The organism is Prosthecobacter sp. (genome assembly GCF_044222345.1).
GTDB lineage: Bacteria > Verrucomicrobiota > Verrucomicrobiia > Verrucomicrobiales > Verrucomicrobiaceae > Prosthecobacter.
The window spans coordinates 65375-81792 of sequence record NZ_JBGANL010000022.1; the positions used below are offsets into that span (position 1 = coordinate 65375).

Sequence of the window (16418 nt, forward strand, 5' to 3'; positions counted from 1 at the left end):
GCCTAGCGTCCCGCAGGAGTTGATGCCTTCGCGGGGTCGCTTTTTCCCGCGCCCTTCGGTGCCTCATCCGGCTTGATCTTGCTGTCCGCCAGCTTGTCGCCGTAGTCCTGCACCAGCGTCTCCAGCTTCACCCGCATGTTGCCTGTGAAAGGCTCCCGCGCCGCGATCGCCGTGCCCAGTCCAAAGCCCTCATACTTCGAAAGGATCTCGCTGCCCACCTTGAACAGCTCGTCGTTCTTGCGCTGGTAGTCCGCCACCTTGCGGTCCTGGAGGATCACCCGCGCCGCCAGCTCTGCACGCTGCGCATCCACTTTCATCGCCGCCTGCTTCAGCTTCTCGTGCCCCGCTTTCCAGCTCGCCAGCGCCTCCTGCAGCCGCGCCTTTTCGCGCTCTTCCTCCATCACCTTCGCCTTCAGTTCCGCGATGGCTTTGGCATCCGCGTCCTTCTGCGCGTTGCTGTCCTTGGCCAGCTTCTTGAACTCCGCCTCCTGCTTCTTCACCTTCTCCTCCAGCTCCAGGTTCGCAGCCTGCAGCGTCGCGCGCTCAGCCTCCGTTTTCTGCTGCTGGATCATCACGTTGCGCAGCTGGTCGCGCATGCGCTTCAGCACGGCCACGGCAGGGTCCGCCTCCTCGGCGGCATGAGTCGCGCCGGTCATGAGGCCGGCAAAAAAGATCAGGGATGCAATGCGTTGCTTCATAAGTTTAGAATCGGGCGGTAAGGTCAAACATGATCACGTCTGAGCGGAGCGTCGGCCCCGCGATCTGCGCGGCGGCCATGTAGGAAAGGTGCAGTGCGGTCTGCTTGGACAGCGCCAGCGCCGCGCTCAGCGTGTACCCCTTCATGTTGGTGCCGCCGCCGCCGAAGTTCGAATCCGTGAACCCGTCCACCACCGCGTCAGATTCCACGTAGCGGTAGCCCACCCCGAATGCCCAGTCGCCGCGTTCGTTGAACAGCGTGGTCGGCTTGCCGAAGTTCACCCCCATGTACCATGCGGTGTCTCCACCCTCCCAGTTGCCGGTGCCGCCGCTGCGGTTGTTCACCACAGGGTCGGGGCGGTTCAGATTCCGCATCGCGGCAGTGTCCAGGCCCACGTTTTTCACAAACTCTCCCAGCAGGGACACTTGCAGCGGCCTCAGGTGGTTGAAGTCCAGGCGTCCCGCCCAGGCGATCTGCCGGAACTTCGTCGCCAGTCCAAAGTATTGAAACTGCGCCACCGTGCCATTCAGGTTTCCTCCCGGGGAGGCTCCTGCCGTCGGAGTGATGTTGCGGATCTTCCGGTACGTGTTTCCTTTCTGCGCAAACAGCGGGCGGCTGTTGTCCGTGTCGCCCGCGTCGTTCACAGACGCCGGCACAAACGGGCTGGAGAAACGTCCTTCGATGTTTTCCCAGTCGTAATACGCCAGGCTCATTTTCCCCTCGATGTCATCTGTGACTTTGAACTCCACGCCGAACTGCGCGGCGAAGAGATACTTGTCATAGCTCTGTCCCTTCGTCGTGCTGTTGTCGGGGAAGTTCAGCGCGCTGTTGAACACGGCAAACGCACCGCCGCTCAGCCACGTCTTGAAGTCGGGGCTCCACGTGCTCTTGAGTTTGAAGGCCGCGCCATCCAGCGCCACGTCTTCATCCCACATGATTTCACTCGAGGTCATGAACAGGTTGTCAAACCGCCCCAGAAACAGCGCCACATCCGTGTTCTCCGTCAGTGAGGATTCATACTTGATGAAGGCGCGGTCCAGCCACAGCTGATACTTCGAAAAGTTCCCGCCCTGTCCGCCTGGCCCCGCCGCTGCCAGCGCCTGGTTCGTGGACACCGGCGTGTTCGTGCTGCCCGTCGCAAACCGGATGCCCGCCGTGAAGCCGTCCTGCAGATCAATGTCAAAGCCCAGACGCATCCGCATCAGGTACGTGTCGCGGCTCTTGTCCACATTGAGCTGCGGCGGGATCAGGCCCAGGTTATCAACTCCGAAATTAAACGGCTGTCCGCTGTTGATCGCGTTGAAGTTCGGAAACGCCCCCGTGGTGTTGTCGTTGCCGTTGGGAAAGTTGAATCCTTGGTACAGCATTCGCACATCGCCAAACAGCTTGATCCGCTGCGTCCACTCCGGCACCGAGCCCGGCGCCGCCCAGTGCTGCGCACGCGCCTGCTCAAACACCTCCGTGCGCAATTGCTCACGGATCTGCGCCTTCACCGTTTCAGGGATGTACGTCACCCTCACCTCCTCGGCGTCAGGCTGCACCGGCGGCATTGCCGTTTGCGCCGCCACCGCCGCCTGCGTTTCGGCCAGGGCTTGTGCCTGCGCCTTCGCAAAGGCCGCATCCTCTTCCGCACCCTTGATCAGGTCAGTCGCCTCACCATGCGTGAGGATGCCCTTTTGCACCAGCCGGTTGATCAGGTTCAGCGTCACATTCTGCGACGGCGTGTTCAGGATCGGCTGCGGTGCCGCAGCATTCGGGTCCGGCAGCACCGGCGCCGCATTGGCGGGGTCGGTCGGGATCGGCGCTGGAGTGCTTGTGGAAGTCGCCGTTGCAGCAGCGGGCGCAGGCGCGGCATTCTCAGCCAGCAGCGGCAGAGGCTCTGGCAGTGCGGGTTCCGCCGCAAACATCAAAGACGGCTGCAGGGCTGCGAGGAGGGAGGCGGTGAAACAGGCGTACGTTCTTCGCCAGACTTGTTTTGGAGTGAGCATGGAGCAGGGAGAAAATAGGGAAGGGGGCTTCAGTTCGCTTTGCGTGCGGTGAGTCGCAGGTTGATGGGCATCGGCATGTCGTCCGGCGGTGGCTCGTTGAGCACCAGTCCGTTGAAAACTTCGTTCTCGATCGCGGCGTCCACCTTGCTGTCGCCGGTGCTGCCCGTGAGCTTCACCCGCACGATGCGCCCGGTGTTGTCAGCCCAGATTTTGATCACGTTGGTAAATCCCGCGCGCTTCGTCGCAGCGTTGTTGCGCAGCGCATCCGCCAGGCGGTTCTGCACCTGCCCGGCATAGGAGCCCCACTTGCTGCCGCCCCGGCCGCCGCCGCCGATCATTCCACCGCCGCCGCCGCCACCACCGCCAAGGCCCAGCCCGCTGCCGTTGCCCCCGCCGATGGCTGTGCCCAGCGGCTCATCCGCGGGCTTGTCCATCGGTTTGTCCACCGGCTTGTCCACGACCTCTTCCGGCGCCTGCTCGATCATCTTCTCTTCCTTCTCCTCCGGCGGCGGCTCTTCCTTCTTGGGAGGAGGCGGCGGCGGTGGTGGCGGAGGAGGCGGCATGGAGATCGAAATCATCTCCATCTTCTTCTTCGGCGATGCCTTCGAAGGCGTGTGGTTCATGTACAGGTAGCCGCCGCCTGCGAGCCCCAGCCCGCCGAGAATCAGCAGCACGAGATGCCGCCGGAAAAATCCGGGCTCGTCGTCGTCGATGTGATTGGATGCCATGGTGTGGTAGAAAAAATCTGCTTACTTCTTCGCCTGCGTCGCCAGTCCGATGTTCGTGAATCCAGCCCGGCCCACCGCCGTCAGCACATCCATGATCGTCTGGTACTGCGTGCCGCTGTCCCCGCGTATCACGATGGGCGCCTCGGGCATCGCCGCCTTGATCGTCTCCAGCTTGCTGGAAAGCTCGTCAATCGTCACCGCCTGCGCGTTCAGCTTGATGTTCCCCTGGTTGTCCACCGTCACCGCCTGCATCTTCGGCCCTTCGATCGGCTTGGATGTGGAAGGCCCGCCGCGCGGCAGGTTCACCTTCACCCCCTGCACCCCGGCGGTTGTCATGATGATGAAGATCAGCAGCAGCACCAGGTAGAGGTCCACCATGGGCGTGACGTTGATGTCGTCGTAAGATTTGTTGTCGGCGTCCATGAGAGTGTGCAGTTACTCCTTGTAGTGTTCCGCCATCTTCGTGACGAACTCGTCGATGAAGGTCTCCATGTTCGAGACCACATCCTTGATCCGGCTGCTCAGGTAGCTGTAGATAAACAGCGCCGGAATCGCCACCGCCAGGCCCGCCACCGTCGCCAGCAGCGCGCCCGCGATACCCGGTGCAATGGAGTTCACCTCCACCTCGCCGGATTTCGCGATCACCGCGAACGTGATCATCACCCCGATCACCGTTCCCAGCAGCCCCAGGTAAGGACCGCCCGCGATGCCGATCGTCAGAAACACCAGCTTGCCATTGAGCTTCTGCACCTCGCGCACCATGCCGCCGTGCAGTGTCGCCTTGATCGCCTGGATCGAGCGCCCGCTCAGGCCCATTGCGATGCCCTTCGCCTCCTTCTTCTCCTGGGTGTTGAAGGTCACCTGGCGGAAGGACTTCATGCGGTGGCTGATCTCCTGCGATCCCAGGTGGTAGAGCTGATACAGCGGCGACTTCTTCATCAGCTTCTGCATCTTGCCGCTCACGCTCCCGCCGATGTTTTGAATGCTCTCATCATCCTCCGTGTCGATCGCGGTCAGGTCATTCGAGATCTTCTCCCAGCGCTTCATGAACTCCGCCGAAGCCTTCTCGATCGTGTTCAGGTACATCACTTTTCCCGCTGCGATGATCCAGCCCATGATCGCCAGCACCGTGCAGAGAAAGATCACCACCCAGCCGTCAAACGTCAGATCCTTCGAGATGTCCGTGATCAGCGAAAGATGCTTCATGATCTCGCCCTCCTCCTCATGGTCGGAGGCCTCGTCCTCACCCACCGTGACCAGCTTCGCCGCATCCGCCGTCGGTCCCTGGTTCACCGCCGCAAAGCGGATGAAGCCCGCAGGCCGCGCCGTCTTCGAAATCTGCAGCTCATCAATCTCACCCGCGTAGCCCGCAAAGCTGGTCGCCGCAGGAGATGTGTCCTTGTCGATCTCCACCGGGCCCTTGATCAGCGGCATCGCCGCCGTCAGCGCACCGTACGATTTCCCATCCACATACACCGTGATGCTTCCCGCATCCGCCACCGCTGCCACGTGGTGCCATGCACCTGCGGCAATGGGTGCCCCCACGCTGCTGCGCTGCTTGTTCAGCTCCACAAACGGAATGCCATTGTCCAGACCCAGGATGAAAGCGTTCGCTCCATCACGGCGGCTCAGGATCACCGCATTCGGCTGCAGCGCGCTCGGCTTGACCCACGCAGACACCGTCAGCGCCGCGCCCGGAGCCCATTCGCCCAGCGGCGGGGCAGGGGCCTTGATCGCCGTCTGCCCAAACACCCGCAGCCCGCTGCCCACAAGCGATCCCGCTGCCGGTGCTGGCGCACCTTCCGCATTCGCACCCGTGGCCGAAGAATCCGTGCCCGCCTTCGAAGCATCCGCAAAGTGGTACACCAGCGTCGTGTTCGCATCATACGTTTCCTTCGCCGACTCTGGCGCACCCGCCTCCGTGTTGCCGTAGTAGAGCCAGATGCTCGTCGCGCTCGCAGGCTTCAGGTCCGGCAACTGCACCCACACGTACGCTTCGTTCAGCAGCGAGTCCCACTTTTCCACATGGTGCTTCAGCACCGTCTTGCCATCCTCGGACACAAAGCGCAGATCGCTCCCGTCCTCCTTCGCGGACATGAAGCTGAACACACCCTCGTGCAGCCGCACCAGCACCGCTGTCGTGCCGATGGGTTCTGCGATCGCCACGCCCTTGCCCGTCGTGTCGATGGCGATCTTTTTGCGCGTGGGCCACTTCGCATCCCACCAGTTTTCAGCGGCGGAGGCAAAGGAAGTCGAAAGCGCCAGGGCAAGCAGCAGGGAGTTCAGGAAGCGTGGTGTGCGGGACATGAAGCGTGTGGAGGGGCTGTGCATTGAGAGAGTGAAAAAATGGGGTCGGCCTAGAAATCCATTCCCAGGCGGAAGAGCAGGAACAGGTCATGCGCCAGAGCGTTCGGCTGCGAGACCAGCGGCATCGCCAGATCCACCGATCCGGTGATGTGGTTCAAATAGCGGACACGCGTGCCAAAGCCCGCGCTGGCCAGGTCATAGCTGCGCTTCTCCGCAGGCAGCGTCTTGTTGGTGTACAGCTTGCCGCCTTCCAGGAAGGCGTACACCCGCCACTGGTTCTCACGCTCCTTCGCGGAGCCGATGAAGTTCGGACTGCGAAACTCCAGCGAGCCAAAGATCCCCGAGTCCCCCAGCCGCGTCGCGATCAGGTAACCACGCGCCGTGTTGTACCCACCGCCCGAAGTCTGCTCCGTGTTGATCAGCGCATCCGGCGTCGCCTGCCCCTGCACCCGTGTGTAAATCTGGAAGCCCTGCGCAATGTCATGCGTGTGGGAAAGATCTCCCCGGAGGTAGAAAAAGCTGTCCGTCGCCGCAAAGCGCCGCGCCGCAAACTGCGCCTGCGATCCCCCCATGCCCATGACATGCCACGTCAGCGCCGCGTTAAATTCCGTGAACGTGTTGTCCGTCACCCGGCTCCCGCTGTAGGCCAGGTTGAAGGGGTAATACGCGATGGGGGAGGAAACCAGCGCACCGCCCGCGTTCACATCCTGCACAAAGTTTTTGTAGTCGATCCCAAAGCTGATGGAGTGAAAATAGCCCGTCTTCGCCGGCAGCGTCTTCATCAGTCGGAAGCCCACGATCTGCCCTTTCCCGATCACCGTCGTCCCGCCCAGTGCCGCGATGTTGCTGTCCTGGATCGTCCCCGTCAGCATCGTGCTCAGCCCTTCCACGCTGTGGATTGGTGCTTGGTAAAACGCCGAATACACCGCGCTGTCCGTCATCCGTTCCGGCGCGATTTGAAAGCTCGCCCCCAGCGTGTGGCCCATCTGCCACAGGTTGCTGTAGCTCAGCGATCCGCTCAGCCGCAGCGGCACCGTGTTCGCATTGTGCTGGTTGTTGATCTCCCAGCTCCCGTGCGCAGGCAGCTTGTCCTCCACATTCAGGTCGATGTCCACCGTCCCCGGCACCACGCCTGCGCGCAGCTCCGGCGTGATCTTGCGGTCACGCCAGCGGTTCAGCGCCACGATGTCCTTGCTGATCTCGTTGAAGTTCGGCACCGTGCCCTCCTTCATGGAGGGGGCCATCTCCTTGATCTTGCTCGGCAGGAAATACCGCGCGCCTTTCACCCGCAGGCGGCCCACAGGAGTTTCTACCACTTCCAGGTAGATCACACCACGCGCACCCGTCTGCTGCGGCACCTGCACCGCCACGCTCTGGTAGCCCTTCGCCTTGTAGATTTTCTCCAGCGCCACACGCGCCCCCTCGATGTCCTGCTCCCCGCGGCCCGGACCCATGAACGGATACACCGCCTCCTCGATCTCGATCGCCTTCAGCAGATGATTCCCCCGCACGCGATACTCCCGCACATACAGGTTTCCGATCTGTGACAGCGCCGTCGGCGGCACCTGCGCCGCAGCCGCTTCCGTCGTTGTCGCCGCTTCGCTGGGGCCCTCAAGGCAGCTCAAACCCGCTCCGCAAACCAGCGCACAAATCCCGCGCGAGACCCCGCGAACCTTCCGGCATGCGGTGCTAAGTTTGAAGCTCAATTGAAAGATTGGAGGCGGCATTGACGCAGTATTCAAGACGCCTCCCTTTTCGTTAGACCAAGCCCTCGCTCAAGCTTGCCGCTGTTACGAATGCGTCACATCGTTTGCTCCAAATGAGGTCAAGACGGCGCAAACGATGATATTAGGTGACAATTTCGTCATCAAATATGCCTCTGTCCCTTGTCTCAGGCATGAGACGAATTATTTGGCGGCGGAAGTTGCGGCAGCCCGGTTCGCATCGAACTGGGCCTTGATGAATGCATCACCTCCAAACATGGATGAAAAACGATCGTCACTCTCTCTCCTTCTTTTGTCCCAGAGCTCGTAATACTCGGCGCTGGTTGGATCCAGCGGCTCCGCACTCTGCAGAGAGCTGGCGAAGCGGGTTCTCATTTGTTCCACTATCTGGCGCGTGCCGGAATCAAGCTGAGGGTCTGTTGCCGTGGTGGATAGCTCATCGCTGTTGCCGGACGGTTGTGGATTGTTGCCCACCAGAAAGGCGGCGGGAGTCATCGTCGCACGATTGGAGGGCGGCATAGAATTGCTGGCACTGGTGCTGGCACTGATCGGCGCTGCCTGCGGCCCGGTGTGCGTTGCGGCTGCATCACCCGCCGGCACTGGGCTCAGCAGACTTGTCAAAAGCCGGGTCTTTTCTTCATTCAATTGATTTCGTGCGGCCTGCTCCGCCGTTCCTGCATGGCTCCTGGAAGAATGACCGCCAGCCGTGCTGGACTGCTGCATCAATGCCTGGAGTTTGAGTTCGTAGATCTCATTCACTTCACCAGCCAGAATATCCCTGATCGTCACCTCCGGGCAGCCGATGGTTCGAAGATTCTTCACAAAGGTCGCGAAATCAGGAGCCTCAAGCTGGCTCCACTGAAATGCCGGAGATTTGGCAGTGGTGGCAGTCTTCGTTGGAGTTTTCTTTTCTTTTGAAGCTGGGGCAGCTGCCAGACTGGCGGACAGCTTTGGCGGATTGGGGGCCGGACTCAGCCAGCCAAGGACCGCCGTCAGGCCGAATGCGAGATTCAGCGCCAGGGATCCGGCAAGGAGAGGCTGCTGACGCAGGTGTTGCATGAAGCTCATGGAAAAGAAGGTGGGATGGGATTAAACAAAAACTGGTGCTGACGGCATTCGTCAGCACCAGCGAAGTCTTGGCTTGGATCAGCATTGCATGAACGCTGACAATGACATCAGGGGCCGACAAGAGCACCGTCGCTCGTGCGGGAGACAAACATCTGGGAGTAACGCAGGCCGGCGCTGCCGAGAACTGCTGGGTCGTCCAACTGAGTGGTCAGGCCGTCAACGAGGGCCTGCTCATCTGCAGTGACTGTGGGTTTGGTGTAGAGGTGCAGGTAACCCCACAGAGTATAGGCACCACGGTAGATGAGATCAGGGTTGGTGCCATCATAGAGGACACCTTCGTAAGCGAGGCGGGTTGCGCCGTTGGTGACGGAGGTATTGGCATCCGAGATGCCCAGGGAGGACATCAGGGTCACGTTGCGGGTGGCGGCTCCGACATTGGTGCCAGCAGCATTTTTGAGCTGCAGCGAGCTGGTGTTGGAGGTCGCCGCCATGATCGTTCTGATGCTGCTGCCGGAAGCATAGCCACCGTTGCCACCCGAGGTGGAACCGATGCCATCACCGACCGGCCAGAGCTGGGCGATGGTGTTCACGCCGGTAGCCGTGGTGATTTTGTACTGCTGCACGGGGGTGCTTGCACCATACTTCGTTTCCGCCAGGCAGGTAATGCGGGTGCCGGAACCGTTGTCACGACCCACCGCAAGCACGAGATCGGTGTCTGTGGAGACACCCGTGAACAAGCTCTTGGGCTGGTTTTTCGTGAGGATCGCACGTGCCTGCTGCTGCGTGATGCTGGTGATGCCTGTAGTGCCTTTGTTGGCAACCCAGCAGAACGGAATCACGGCAACGACATGGTCCGTGAGGTCCGCCAAAGGAGTGGGGGTCGAGTCAACAAACACGTCCGAAAACGCGATCGTGGCCGTGGCGTTCTCTGTGGCGCTGTTCACGCTGCCGGTGGTGTTGGCGGCGGAGGTGTAACCCGTGCCACTGGCGCCGGCAGCAGTCGCGGCCGGGATGAAGGCAATGTTGGTGTTGGCATCCAGATCCGCAATACCCGTGGCGGAGCCTGACCAGGAGCACTGAATGGTGACGGTGCCGCTGATGCCGCTGAAGGTTGTCCCCTGAATGGTGGTGTAGTCAGCACCTTCGTAGCCCGACTGAGTGGCTGCGGTGTTGAAGCCGTTGGACGAAGTCATGCCTGTGGCGATCTTGACATTGGCCGCACCGCCAAAAAGGGCAATGATGCCTTTGTGAACACCCGCGCGGAACGCTGTGGAGCCGGTGAGTCGGATGGTGGCATCCGCAGATGCCTGCTGGACGAATGAGAGGGCGATGACGCCCATGGCGATTTTGAAGAATGGTTTCATTGGCAATTTGAGATGAAAAATCTGAACAAGGAGTATTTTAAAAACTGGATGAAGTCTTAAGCCTTCTGGCTGCGACGACGGCGGCGGAGGAGCAGACCACCCAGTCCGAAGGCGGCGAGCACCGCACGGCTTGGCTCAGGCACTGCCGATGTGGTGGCGAAACTCACGACACCAGCGCTGCTGATCGTGAAGGTGCCTTCCCAGTGGGGGACGCCCACGGTCTGGCTCGGGTTTGCGTCCGCATTGCTGTCCAGAATGCGGTAAAGGTCCAGGCCGGTGGCATCAATGCCGTCGACGCTGCTGGCTTCAATGCTGCTGCCCACACCGAAGTTGGAGGCGGCGATGCTGGAGGACCATGTGGTGCCGCCAGTGGAGGGGATCACGATGCTGTCTGTGCCGGTGGCAGCAGCGAAGGTGGTGTTCAGCCCCTGGATGTTGTTGGCGATGGCCACACGAGAGGTGGACGAGTTGATGTTCGATGCCGTGGAGCTTTGCACCCCGGGATTCAACGTCGTCTGCTTCTTCGTGAAATAGTCGGTGGCACCTGGATCACCATCAATCGCCGGGTCTCCAGAGGCGGAATTCGCGTTTGCGACCGCACCCCAGAACAAATCGGAGCGAGTTTCCCAGCCACTGCCATAAGTGCTCGTCAGCAAAGAGCCGAGATCAGCAATGGAGGTGATGTTGGAGGTGGCATCACGATAAATCGTGTCGGCCTGACCGAGATTGACGATCAGGTTCGAGCTTGCCCCCGTGCCACCGGTGGCACGGAAACCGAGGAGGACGTCCCCGGCTGTGATGGTGGCGGCTTTCGCTGGGAAGGCTGCCACTGAAATCCCGGCCACGACAAGCATGGTGAGGATGTGTTTGTTTTTGATCTGCATGGTGTGTTTGGGGTGTCGGTTTGAGTGAATGATTTCTCCGTGAGTAGAGGCCTCATTTCCTGTCACCGGCGGTCGAGCAGTAGCCATCCTGGCAGACTGTTTCCAACGGTTGAGGGTTACGATTTGGACACGCCCTGGCGGAAGCTGGCACAGGCACATGCACGCCCGCGAGGCGGCAAGTATGGCTGTCGTTCAGTTGGGGAGATGTGAACAAAGTGTTGAGGCGTGGTACCACTCTCGGAATGAGGCTGTACTCTGCTTGTTTTTATCAAGCACGCCGAGCCAGGTCAGAACTTTGATGTTAAGATATTGTCACTTTGGTGACTCTCCCATCCTCGCCGGCTCACTCCGCGCGGCTTTACCGCAGTACAACTTGCAACGCGGCCTGCAGATCTGCGATGCCTGCGGATTCACGACTCCCGCTGGCAAGATAGGCGATGCCTCCATCCTTGCGAACCACAACGGTCTGCGGCACAAACTTGCTGAAGTAACGCTGGTAAACCTCCTGCTTTGGATCCGGCACCAGGGAAAACGTGATCTTGTTTTCACCTCCGATCCTCACGAGTTCCTCACGGCTGTGTCCGCGTCCAATGGCGATCAATTGGAAATCATGCCGGTTGAGCAGCTTCTGAAAAATTTCCTTTTCCAAATATTGCATCTCTGTGATGCAGGCTCCCACGCTGGTGGAGAAAAAATAAAGCACCACTGCTTTGCCCTTGAGGGCGGAAAGTGTGATCGTCCGGCTGTCAGTTGTTTTGCAGGTGAAATCCGGAGCCATCTGCCCCACCTCCACCAGGGTGTTCTTTTTCACCTCCTGATTCACATCCTCCACCGCAAAGATCGGGCACACGGTCAGCATCAAGGCAACAATCAGCAGAAGGGCGGGGCGGTTCATAAGAGCGTCGTGCCTCCATCACAGACCCGCCGGGACCTGTCAAAATCCGCTCTGGAACAAACATGTCACATTCCAGTCGTATCCTGGAAGGCTCTCATGCAGCTTTATCTGCCACTTTTGCCACAATGCCGCCCAGACACGGACTCCACCTCCTCTTTCTGCTGACACTCCTCGGAGTGAGTCACGCAGAAGAGCCCGCCGTGTTCACGCCGCCGCAGGCATACCCCGCATCACGTTATGAAGCCGGCTGGGGAAAAAATCCCTTCACCCTGAAAACGGTCGCCCCCATCGCCGCCCAGGACTCCTTCGCACGGGACCTCGCCATCGGTGCCCACTACGGTGCCGCGGACAATCCCACCGTCGTCATCGTCAACACCAAAACCAACGAGCGCACCCCCCTGCGCAAAGACCAGCCCGCGCCCGGCGGCATGCGTCTCAAGTCCGTCCACCTCTCCAGCGCACGCAATGAATGCCTGGCCGAAGTCGTCCTCGGAGCCGAAGCCGCCGTCCTCACCTACGATTCCAAATACCTCGGCCAGCTAGCCGCCACCGAAACCACCCGCCTCGCCGCCGCAAAACCCACCGCCGCGACCGCCAGGCCACCCCTCGTCATCCCCTCGATCCCGCTGCCCGGCGCCAGACCCGCCGCACCCCCGGCCTCCGCCGTCCTCACCTCCCGCCAGTTTTCGCCCCCACCCCGGACAGAGCCCGCGCCCGCCCGCCCCCGCTTCGCCCCTCCGAAGCCCCAGTAACCTGCATCCCGCGGTATGAACCGGGAACATGGGTAACAGATTGACCGGGGACATAGGTTACACTTTGCGGGTGGTCTATGCCATGGAACACCACCCCCACACCGGAACAGCGGTTGAAGTTTGTCACCCGGTATGAACCGGGAACATGGGTGACAGATTGACCGGGGACATAGGTTACACTTTGCGGGTGGTCTATGCCATGGAACACCACCCCCACACCGGAACAGCGGTTGAAGTTTGTCACCCTCGCCAACAGCGGCAGGTTCACCACCAGCGAGCTGTGCGAGCAGTTCGGTGTCAGCCGCAAATGCGGGCACAAGTGGCTGGTGCGCTTTGCGCAGGGCGGAGCCAGGGCGCTGGTGGACGCGAGCCGTGCGCCACACACCCTGCCGCAGCGCACCGAGGAGTCCCTGGAGCGACTGGTGGTCTCTGAGCGGCGGCTGCATCCGACCTGGGGGCCGAAGAAGCTGCGTGCGGTGCTGGAGCGCAAGCACGCCATCGAGCTGCCACCCGCAGTGAGCACGCTGGGAGAGATTTTGAAGCGCAACGGCCTCATCGAGTCACGGCGCAGGCGGCCCGGAGCCTTTGAGGTCAAACGCGGCGAACTCACCCAGGCAGAGCGTCCCAATCATGTCTGGGCCACCGACTTCAAAGGCTGGTTCTGCACGCAGGACCAAGAGCGCTGCGACCCGCTGACAGTGACCGACCTGCACAGCCGCTACCTCATCGGACTGCAGGCATTGCCGCAGGCCACGCAGAGGTGGACACGCATGGCCTGCACCCACTTCTTTCGCACCCACGGGCTGCCGGAGATCATCCGCATGGACAACGGCTCTCCCTTCGGCAGCATCGGCCCGGGAGGGCTCAGCAAGCTCAGCGTGTGGTGGATCAGCCTGGGCATCGATGTGGAGTTCATCAAGCCGGCGAGCCCGCAGCAAAACGGCAGCCATGAGCGCATGCACTGCACGCTCAAAGCCGAGTGCTGCGAACCCTCGAGCACGAACCGGGAGGCGCAGCAGCGGCGCTTTGGACGCTGGCGGCATGAGTTCAACCAAGAGCGACCGCATGAGGCCATCGGGCAGCGGACACCGGCTGATGTGTATCGCACAAGCGCGGTGAGGCTCGATGACCGCATCGCGGTGGATCTGTATGGGCCGCTGGTGGAAACCCATCCGGTGAGCGAGACCGGGAGCGTGTCGTGGCAGGGGCGCGCCTGGCATGTGGGGGACGCCTTCGCCGGACAAGGCGTGGTCTTTGAGCCGCGCGACGATGAAAAAGTGGTGGGAGTGCGCTTCGCCAATCTGGTGCTCGGCGAGATCGGCGGAGAATGTCCCCATGGCCGTATACGGCCGACCGCGTTCAAGAAGAGGCGCGGGAGCCGGAAGATCGTGGCCAAAGAGGTGAAAAGCGCATCTCAGCACGAATAAAGAGAGGAGGGGGCGACCGCATTTTGAGGTTGTTCCCAGCCAGCCATCTCGCTGCGCTCGCTATCTGCATGGAAACAACCTCAAAATGCGGAGCAGGCAGTGTAACCCATGTTCCCGGTCAGAGTGTAACCCATGTTCCAGTTCAAACCCGCGCCACCGCCCAGTCCCAAAATGGGGTCAGGTGCAAATACTTGACAAAAATAATTAAGCCAGACCGAGGCCAGTCCACCGACTCCTTTTCCACCTGTTTGTCATCTGTTGCGCCTCTTTGCGGCCATTCTCCATCCTGACTCAAGGGCCGCAGCTGACCGGTTTTTCGGGTGTTCACAGCCACGCAACTCGTCGCTCCGCTCGCCTCCTGTCAGTGCTTATCCCTCAAAATAGTGTGTGGGCGTGTAACCCATGTTCCCGGTCAGAGTGTAACCCATGTTCCTGTTCAAACCCGCCACCCGCCGCGCTCCCCAAAATGGGGTCAGGGTGCAAATAATAGACAAAAAATTCAAGCCAGACCGAGGCCTGGCCACCGCCTTCTTCTCCACCTGTTTGTCATCTGTTGCGCCTCTTTGCGGCCATCCTTCCGCAAACCCCACCCAGCCCTTAAAAGGGGGGGAGCAGGGTGCAAATAATTGACAAAAAGTGTCGCATCTCTGCACGCAGGACATTCATCCTATCCTCACCACAAGGCGCACGACATTCTCCCGCGCGACGCGCATCGGGTCAGTGCATACAAACCATGCCAGAATACACTGGAGGCCAAGCGCAAAACACATCAGGCCTTCCGCAGGCCTCCTGCTCGTCATCGCTGCATCATCCGCAAAGTCGAAAGCCATCCATGGCGCGCATCCCTTCTCACCCGCCTCGTATCACTTCTTCTTGTTCTCATCCTGATGCCCGTCGCTGTACGCCTGCGCGGCCAGTGCAGGCACCGTCTTCGCCAGCGCCGCCTGATTCTGCCGGCCCGAAGCATAGGATTCAAACACCGCACGGATCTCATCGCGCACCCGGCGGAAGACCTCCATCTGCTCCTCTTCGGTGCCCGTCGCGTGCGCCGGATCATCAAAACCCCAGTGGTGCCGGTTCACCTGACCCGGAAACATCGGACAGGCCTGGTCCGCATTCCCGCACACCGTGATCACCGTTTCGATGTCCTGGTTGAGAAATTCATTGAGATGCTTCGAATGATGCCCCGAGATGTCGATACCGATCTCCTCCATCGCCTTGATGCCAAGAGGGTGCACATAGCCCGCGGGCTTCGACCCCGCGCTCGCCACCGTGTAGCCCTCGCCCAGCGCCCGGCGCAGGATGCCTTCAGCAAGGTGGGACCGGCAGGAGTTGCCCGTGCAGAGAATGAGAATGGTGGGTTGTTTCATGGGAGTAAAAAGGAGTTTTGAAAAGCGGACAAAGTCATTTGGCATCAGGCCCGCACTGGCCATCGCAGCAGCCACTGGCTTGCAGGTGACTGCACAGCGGCACGGCAAGCAGTGCGCCGAGCACTGGCGCCACGAGATAAAGCCACAGATGCTCCGTATGATCGGAGATCAGCGCAGGCGCGAGCGAGCGCGCAGGATTCATTGAGGCGCCGCAGGCAGGTCCCGCAAACATCGCCTCCATAGCCACGACTCCGCCGATCGTGATGCCCGCAGTGATGCCCTTTTCCTTCGCACCCGTGGACACGCTCAAAATCGTCAGCATCAAAATCGCCGTGAGCACCAGCTCCAGCACAAAGCTCTGCGTCTCCGAACCCGCGGGCAGAGTGGCCCCCAGCGTGGCATTGTGCGGATAGAGGCCGTTCAGCAGAATACTGGCAGCCAGCGCACCGCCGGTCTGCGCACCGATGTATCCCGGCACATCCCGCCACGCAAAGCGCCGTGCCACCGCAAACGCCAGCGTCACGGCGGGGTTGAAATGCGCTCCGCTTACATCGCCAAAGGTATGAATCATCGCCATGACCACCAGCCCGAAGGTGAGGGCGATGCCCGCATGCCCGATGGCTCCGTGGCTTGCGGCATTGATCACGATGGCCCCCGTGCCCGCAAAGACGAGCGTGAAAGTCCCCAGGAATTCAGCCAGGCGTTGTCTCTTCATGGGAGGTTTCAGCAGCATTTGGAGCCCGGCGTGCAGCAGGAGGCGGCCGCCTCGACTTTCGGCGCAGGCGCACACTCACCCGGCAGGCAGATGCCACGTGCCAGGCAGTCCGTGTGCTTCAGCCCCAGATGAAACGCCAGCGCACCGTCGATCACCTCCGCGCCCTCCACTGGAAACTGCGCCACCACACCGTCCTCATATTCAATCTCCACCGGCAGGTTGTGGTGCGGCAGCACATCGTCCGCACGGTCAAAGATTGACGCCAGCTTCCCGCAGAGCAGGCGGTGCTCCACATCATCATGCACCCACGTTTGCAGCAGGCAGGTTTCCAGCGTGCGCCGCATGCCCCCGCAGTCGATGAAGTTCTTCATCACATGGCCCACTTCCGTGACGTGATAGTGCACGGGGATCATGCCGCCATCCGGCAGTACAAACAGCAGCGGCTTCTCCGCATGCGCATTCAGGTGAGATATAAATTCGGTGATGTTCATGGTAGGAA

Annotated in this window: 15 protein-coding genes; 2 read left to right on the forward strand and 13 right to left on the reverse strand. The window is 61.0% G+C overall.

What is annotated here, in order from left to right; genetic code table 11:
* Positions 1-2: 2 nt before the first annotated feature.
* The 10 genes from ACILSL_RS13525 to ACILSL_RS13570 all read right to left on the reverse strand — a co-directional run bounded on the left by ACILSL_RS13525 (position 3) and on the right by ACILSL_RS13570 (position 11655).
* The gene (locus tag ACILSL_RS13525; protein ID WP_395732571.1) at positions 3-698 is read right to left on the reverse strand and encodes a hypothetical protein; all 696 of its coding nucleotides are present in this window, start codon (positions 696-698) and stop codon (positions 3-5) included.
* A gap of 4 nt (positions 699-702) precedes the next feature.
* Positions 703-2685, reverse strand: coding sequence for a putative porin (locus ACILSL_RS13530; protein ID WP_395732572.1), 1983 nt, complete (start codon positions 2683-2685; stop codon positions 703-705).
* A gap of 29 nt (positions 2686-2714) precedes the next feature.
* Positions 2715-3413 (reverse strand): TonB C-terminal domain-containing protein, encoded by a 699-nt coding sequence (locus ACILSL_RS13535; RefSeq protein ID WP_395732573.1) that lies wholly within the window; start codon positions 3411-3413, stop codon positions 2715-2717.
* A 21-nt stretch (positions 3414-3434) separates the two neighbouring features.
* A complete protein-coding gene (locus ACILSL_RS13540) occupies positions 3435-3836 on the reverse strand; it encodes an ExbD/TolR family protein (RefSeq protein WP_395732574.1) in 402 nt (133 codons plus the stop codon).
* Positions 3837-3848: 12 nt separating this feature from the next.
* Positions 3849-5720, reverse strand: a complete 1872-nt coding sequence (locus ACILSL_RS13545) for a DUF2341 domain-containing protein (RefSeq protein WP_395732575.1) — start codon at positions 5718-5720, stop codon at positions 3849-3851.
* A gap of 50 nt (positions 5721-5770) precedes the next feature.
* On the reverse strand, positions 5771-7345 hold the full coding sequence (locus ACILSL_RS13550) for a ShlB/FhaC/HecB family hemolysin secretion/activation protein (protein ID WP_395732576.1): 1575 nt from the start codon (positions 7343-7345) through the stop codon (positions 5771-5773).
* A 282-nt stretch (positions 7346-7627) separates the two neighbouring features.
* Positions 7628-8503, reverse strand: coding sequence for a hypothetical protein (locus ACILSL_RS13555; RefSeq protein ID WP_395732577.1), 876 nt, complete (start codon positions 8501-8503; stop codon positions 7628-7630).
* A 116-nt stretch (positions 8504-8619) separates the two neighbouring features.
* Positions 8620-9876, reverse strand: coding sequence for a hypothetical protein (locus tag ACILSL_RS13560; protein WP_395732578.1), 1257 nt, complete (start codon positions 9874-9876; stop codon positions 8620-8622).
* A 56-nt stretch (positions 9877-9932) separates the two neighbouring features.
* Positions 9933-10760, reverse strand: a complete 828-nt coding sequence (locus ACILSL_RS13565) for a PEP-CTERM sorting domain-containing protein (protein ID WP_395732579.1) — start codon at positions 10758-10760, stop codon at positions 9933-9935.
* Between the two features lie 358 nt (positions 10761-11118).
* A complete protein-coding gene (locus tag ACILSL_RS13570) occupies positions 11119-11655 on the reverse strand; it encodes a peroxiredoxin family protein (RefSeq protein ID WP_395732580.1) in 537 nt (178 codons plus the stop codon).
* Positions 11656-11780: 125 nt separating this feature from the next.
* On the opposite strand from ACILSL_RS13570, the gene ACILSL_RS13575 reads away from it, so the two are divergent.
* Complete coding sequence (locus ACILSL_RS13575; protein WP_395732581.1) at positions 11781-12407, forward strand: hypothetical protein; 627 nt, start codon at positions 11781-11783, stop codon at positions 12405-12407.
* Positions 12408-12601: 194 nt separating this feature from the next.
* A complete protein-coding gene (locus ACILSL_RS13580) occupies positions 12602-13834 on the forward strand; it encodes an integrase core domain-containing protein (protein WP_395732582.1) in 1233 nt (410 codons plus the stop codon).
* A gap of 863 nt (positions 13835-14697) precedes the next feature.
* On the opposite strand, the gene ACILSL_RS13585 is transcribed toward ACILSL_RS13580, so the two are convergent.
* From ACILSL_RS13585 to ACILSL_RS13595, 3 genes are read right to left on the reverse strand one after another with little or no spacing between them, the layout of a single operon-like run.
* Entirely contained in the window at positions 14698-15204 is a 507-nt protein-coding gene (locus tag ACILSL_RS13585; protein ID WP_395732583.1) for an arsenate reductase ArsC, read from the reverse strand.
* A gap of 34 nt (positions 15205-15238) precedes the next feature.
* Positions 15239-15919, reverse strand: coding sequence for an MIP/aquaporin family protein (locus ACILSL_RS13590; RefSeq protein WP_395732584.1), 681 nt, complete (start codon positions 15917-15919; stop codon positions 15239-15241).
* 8 nt (positions 15920-15927) lie between these two features.
* The gene (locus ACILSL_RS13595) at positions 15928-16410 is read right to left on the reverse strand and encodes a DUF6428 family protein (protein ID WP_395732585.1); all 483 of its coding nucleotides are present in this window, start codon (positions 16408-16410) and stop codon (positions 15928-15930) included.
* Positions 16411-16418: the final 8 nt, after the last annotated feature.

Coding starts and splice junctions, on each gene's coding strand:
- ACILSL_RS13525 (WP_395732571.1), bottom strand. CDS start 698: ATGAAGCAACGCATTGCATCCCTGATCTTTTTTGCCGGCCTCATGACC.
- ACILSL_RS13530 (WP_395732572.1), bottom strand. CDS start 2,685: ATGCTCACTCCAAAACAAGTCTGGCGAAGAACGTACGCCTGTTTCACC.
- ACILSL_RS13535 (WP_395732573.1), bottom strand. CDS start 3,413: ATGGCATCCAATCACATCGACGACGACGAGCCCGGATTTTTCCGGCGG.
- ACILSL_RS13540 (WP_395732574.1), bottom strand. CDS start 3,836: ATGGACGCCGACAACAAATCTTACGACGACATCAACGTCACGCCCATG.
- ACILSL_RS13545 (WP_395732575.1), bottom strand. CDS start 5,720: ATGTCCCGCACACCACGCTTCCTGAACTCCCTGCTGCTTGCCCTGGCG.
- ACILSL_RS13555 (WP_395732577.1), bottom strand. CDS start 8,503: ATGCAACACCTGCGTCAGCAGCCTCTCCTTGCCGGATCCCTGGCGCTG.
- ACILSL_RS13560 (WP_395732578.1), bottom strand. CDS start 9,876: ATGAAACCATTCTTCAAAATCGCCATGGGCGTCATCGCCCTCTCATTC.
- ACILSL_RS13565 (WP_395732579.1), bottom strand. CDS start 10,760: ATGCAGATCAAAAACAAACACATCCTCACCATGCTTGTCGTGGCCGGG.
- ACILSL_RS13570 (WP_395732580.1), bottom strand. CDS start 11,655: ATGAACCGCCCCGCCCTTCTGCTGATTGTTGCCTTGATGCTGACCGTG.
- ACILSL_RS13575 (WP_395732581.1), top strand. CDS start 11,781: ATGCCGCCCAGACACGGACTCCACCTCCTCTTTCTGCTGACACTCCTC.
- ACILSL_RS13580 (WP_395732582.1), top strand. CDS start 12,602: ATGCCATGGAACACCACCCCCACACCGGAACAGCGGTTGAAGTTTGTC.
- ACILSL_RS13585 (WP_395732583.1), bottom strand. CDS start 15,204: ATGAAACAACCCACCATTCTCATTCTCTGCACGGGCAACTCCTGCCGG.
- ACILSL_RS13590 (WP_395732584.1), bottom strand. CDS start 15,919: ATGAAGAGACAACGCCTGGCTGAATTCCTGGGGACTTTCACGCTCGTC.
- ACILSL_RS13595 (WP_395732585.1), bottom strand. CDS start 16,410: ATGAACATCACCGAATTTATATCTCACCTGAATGCGCATGCGGAGAAG.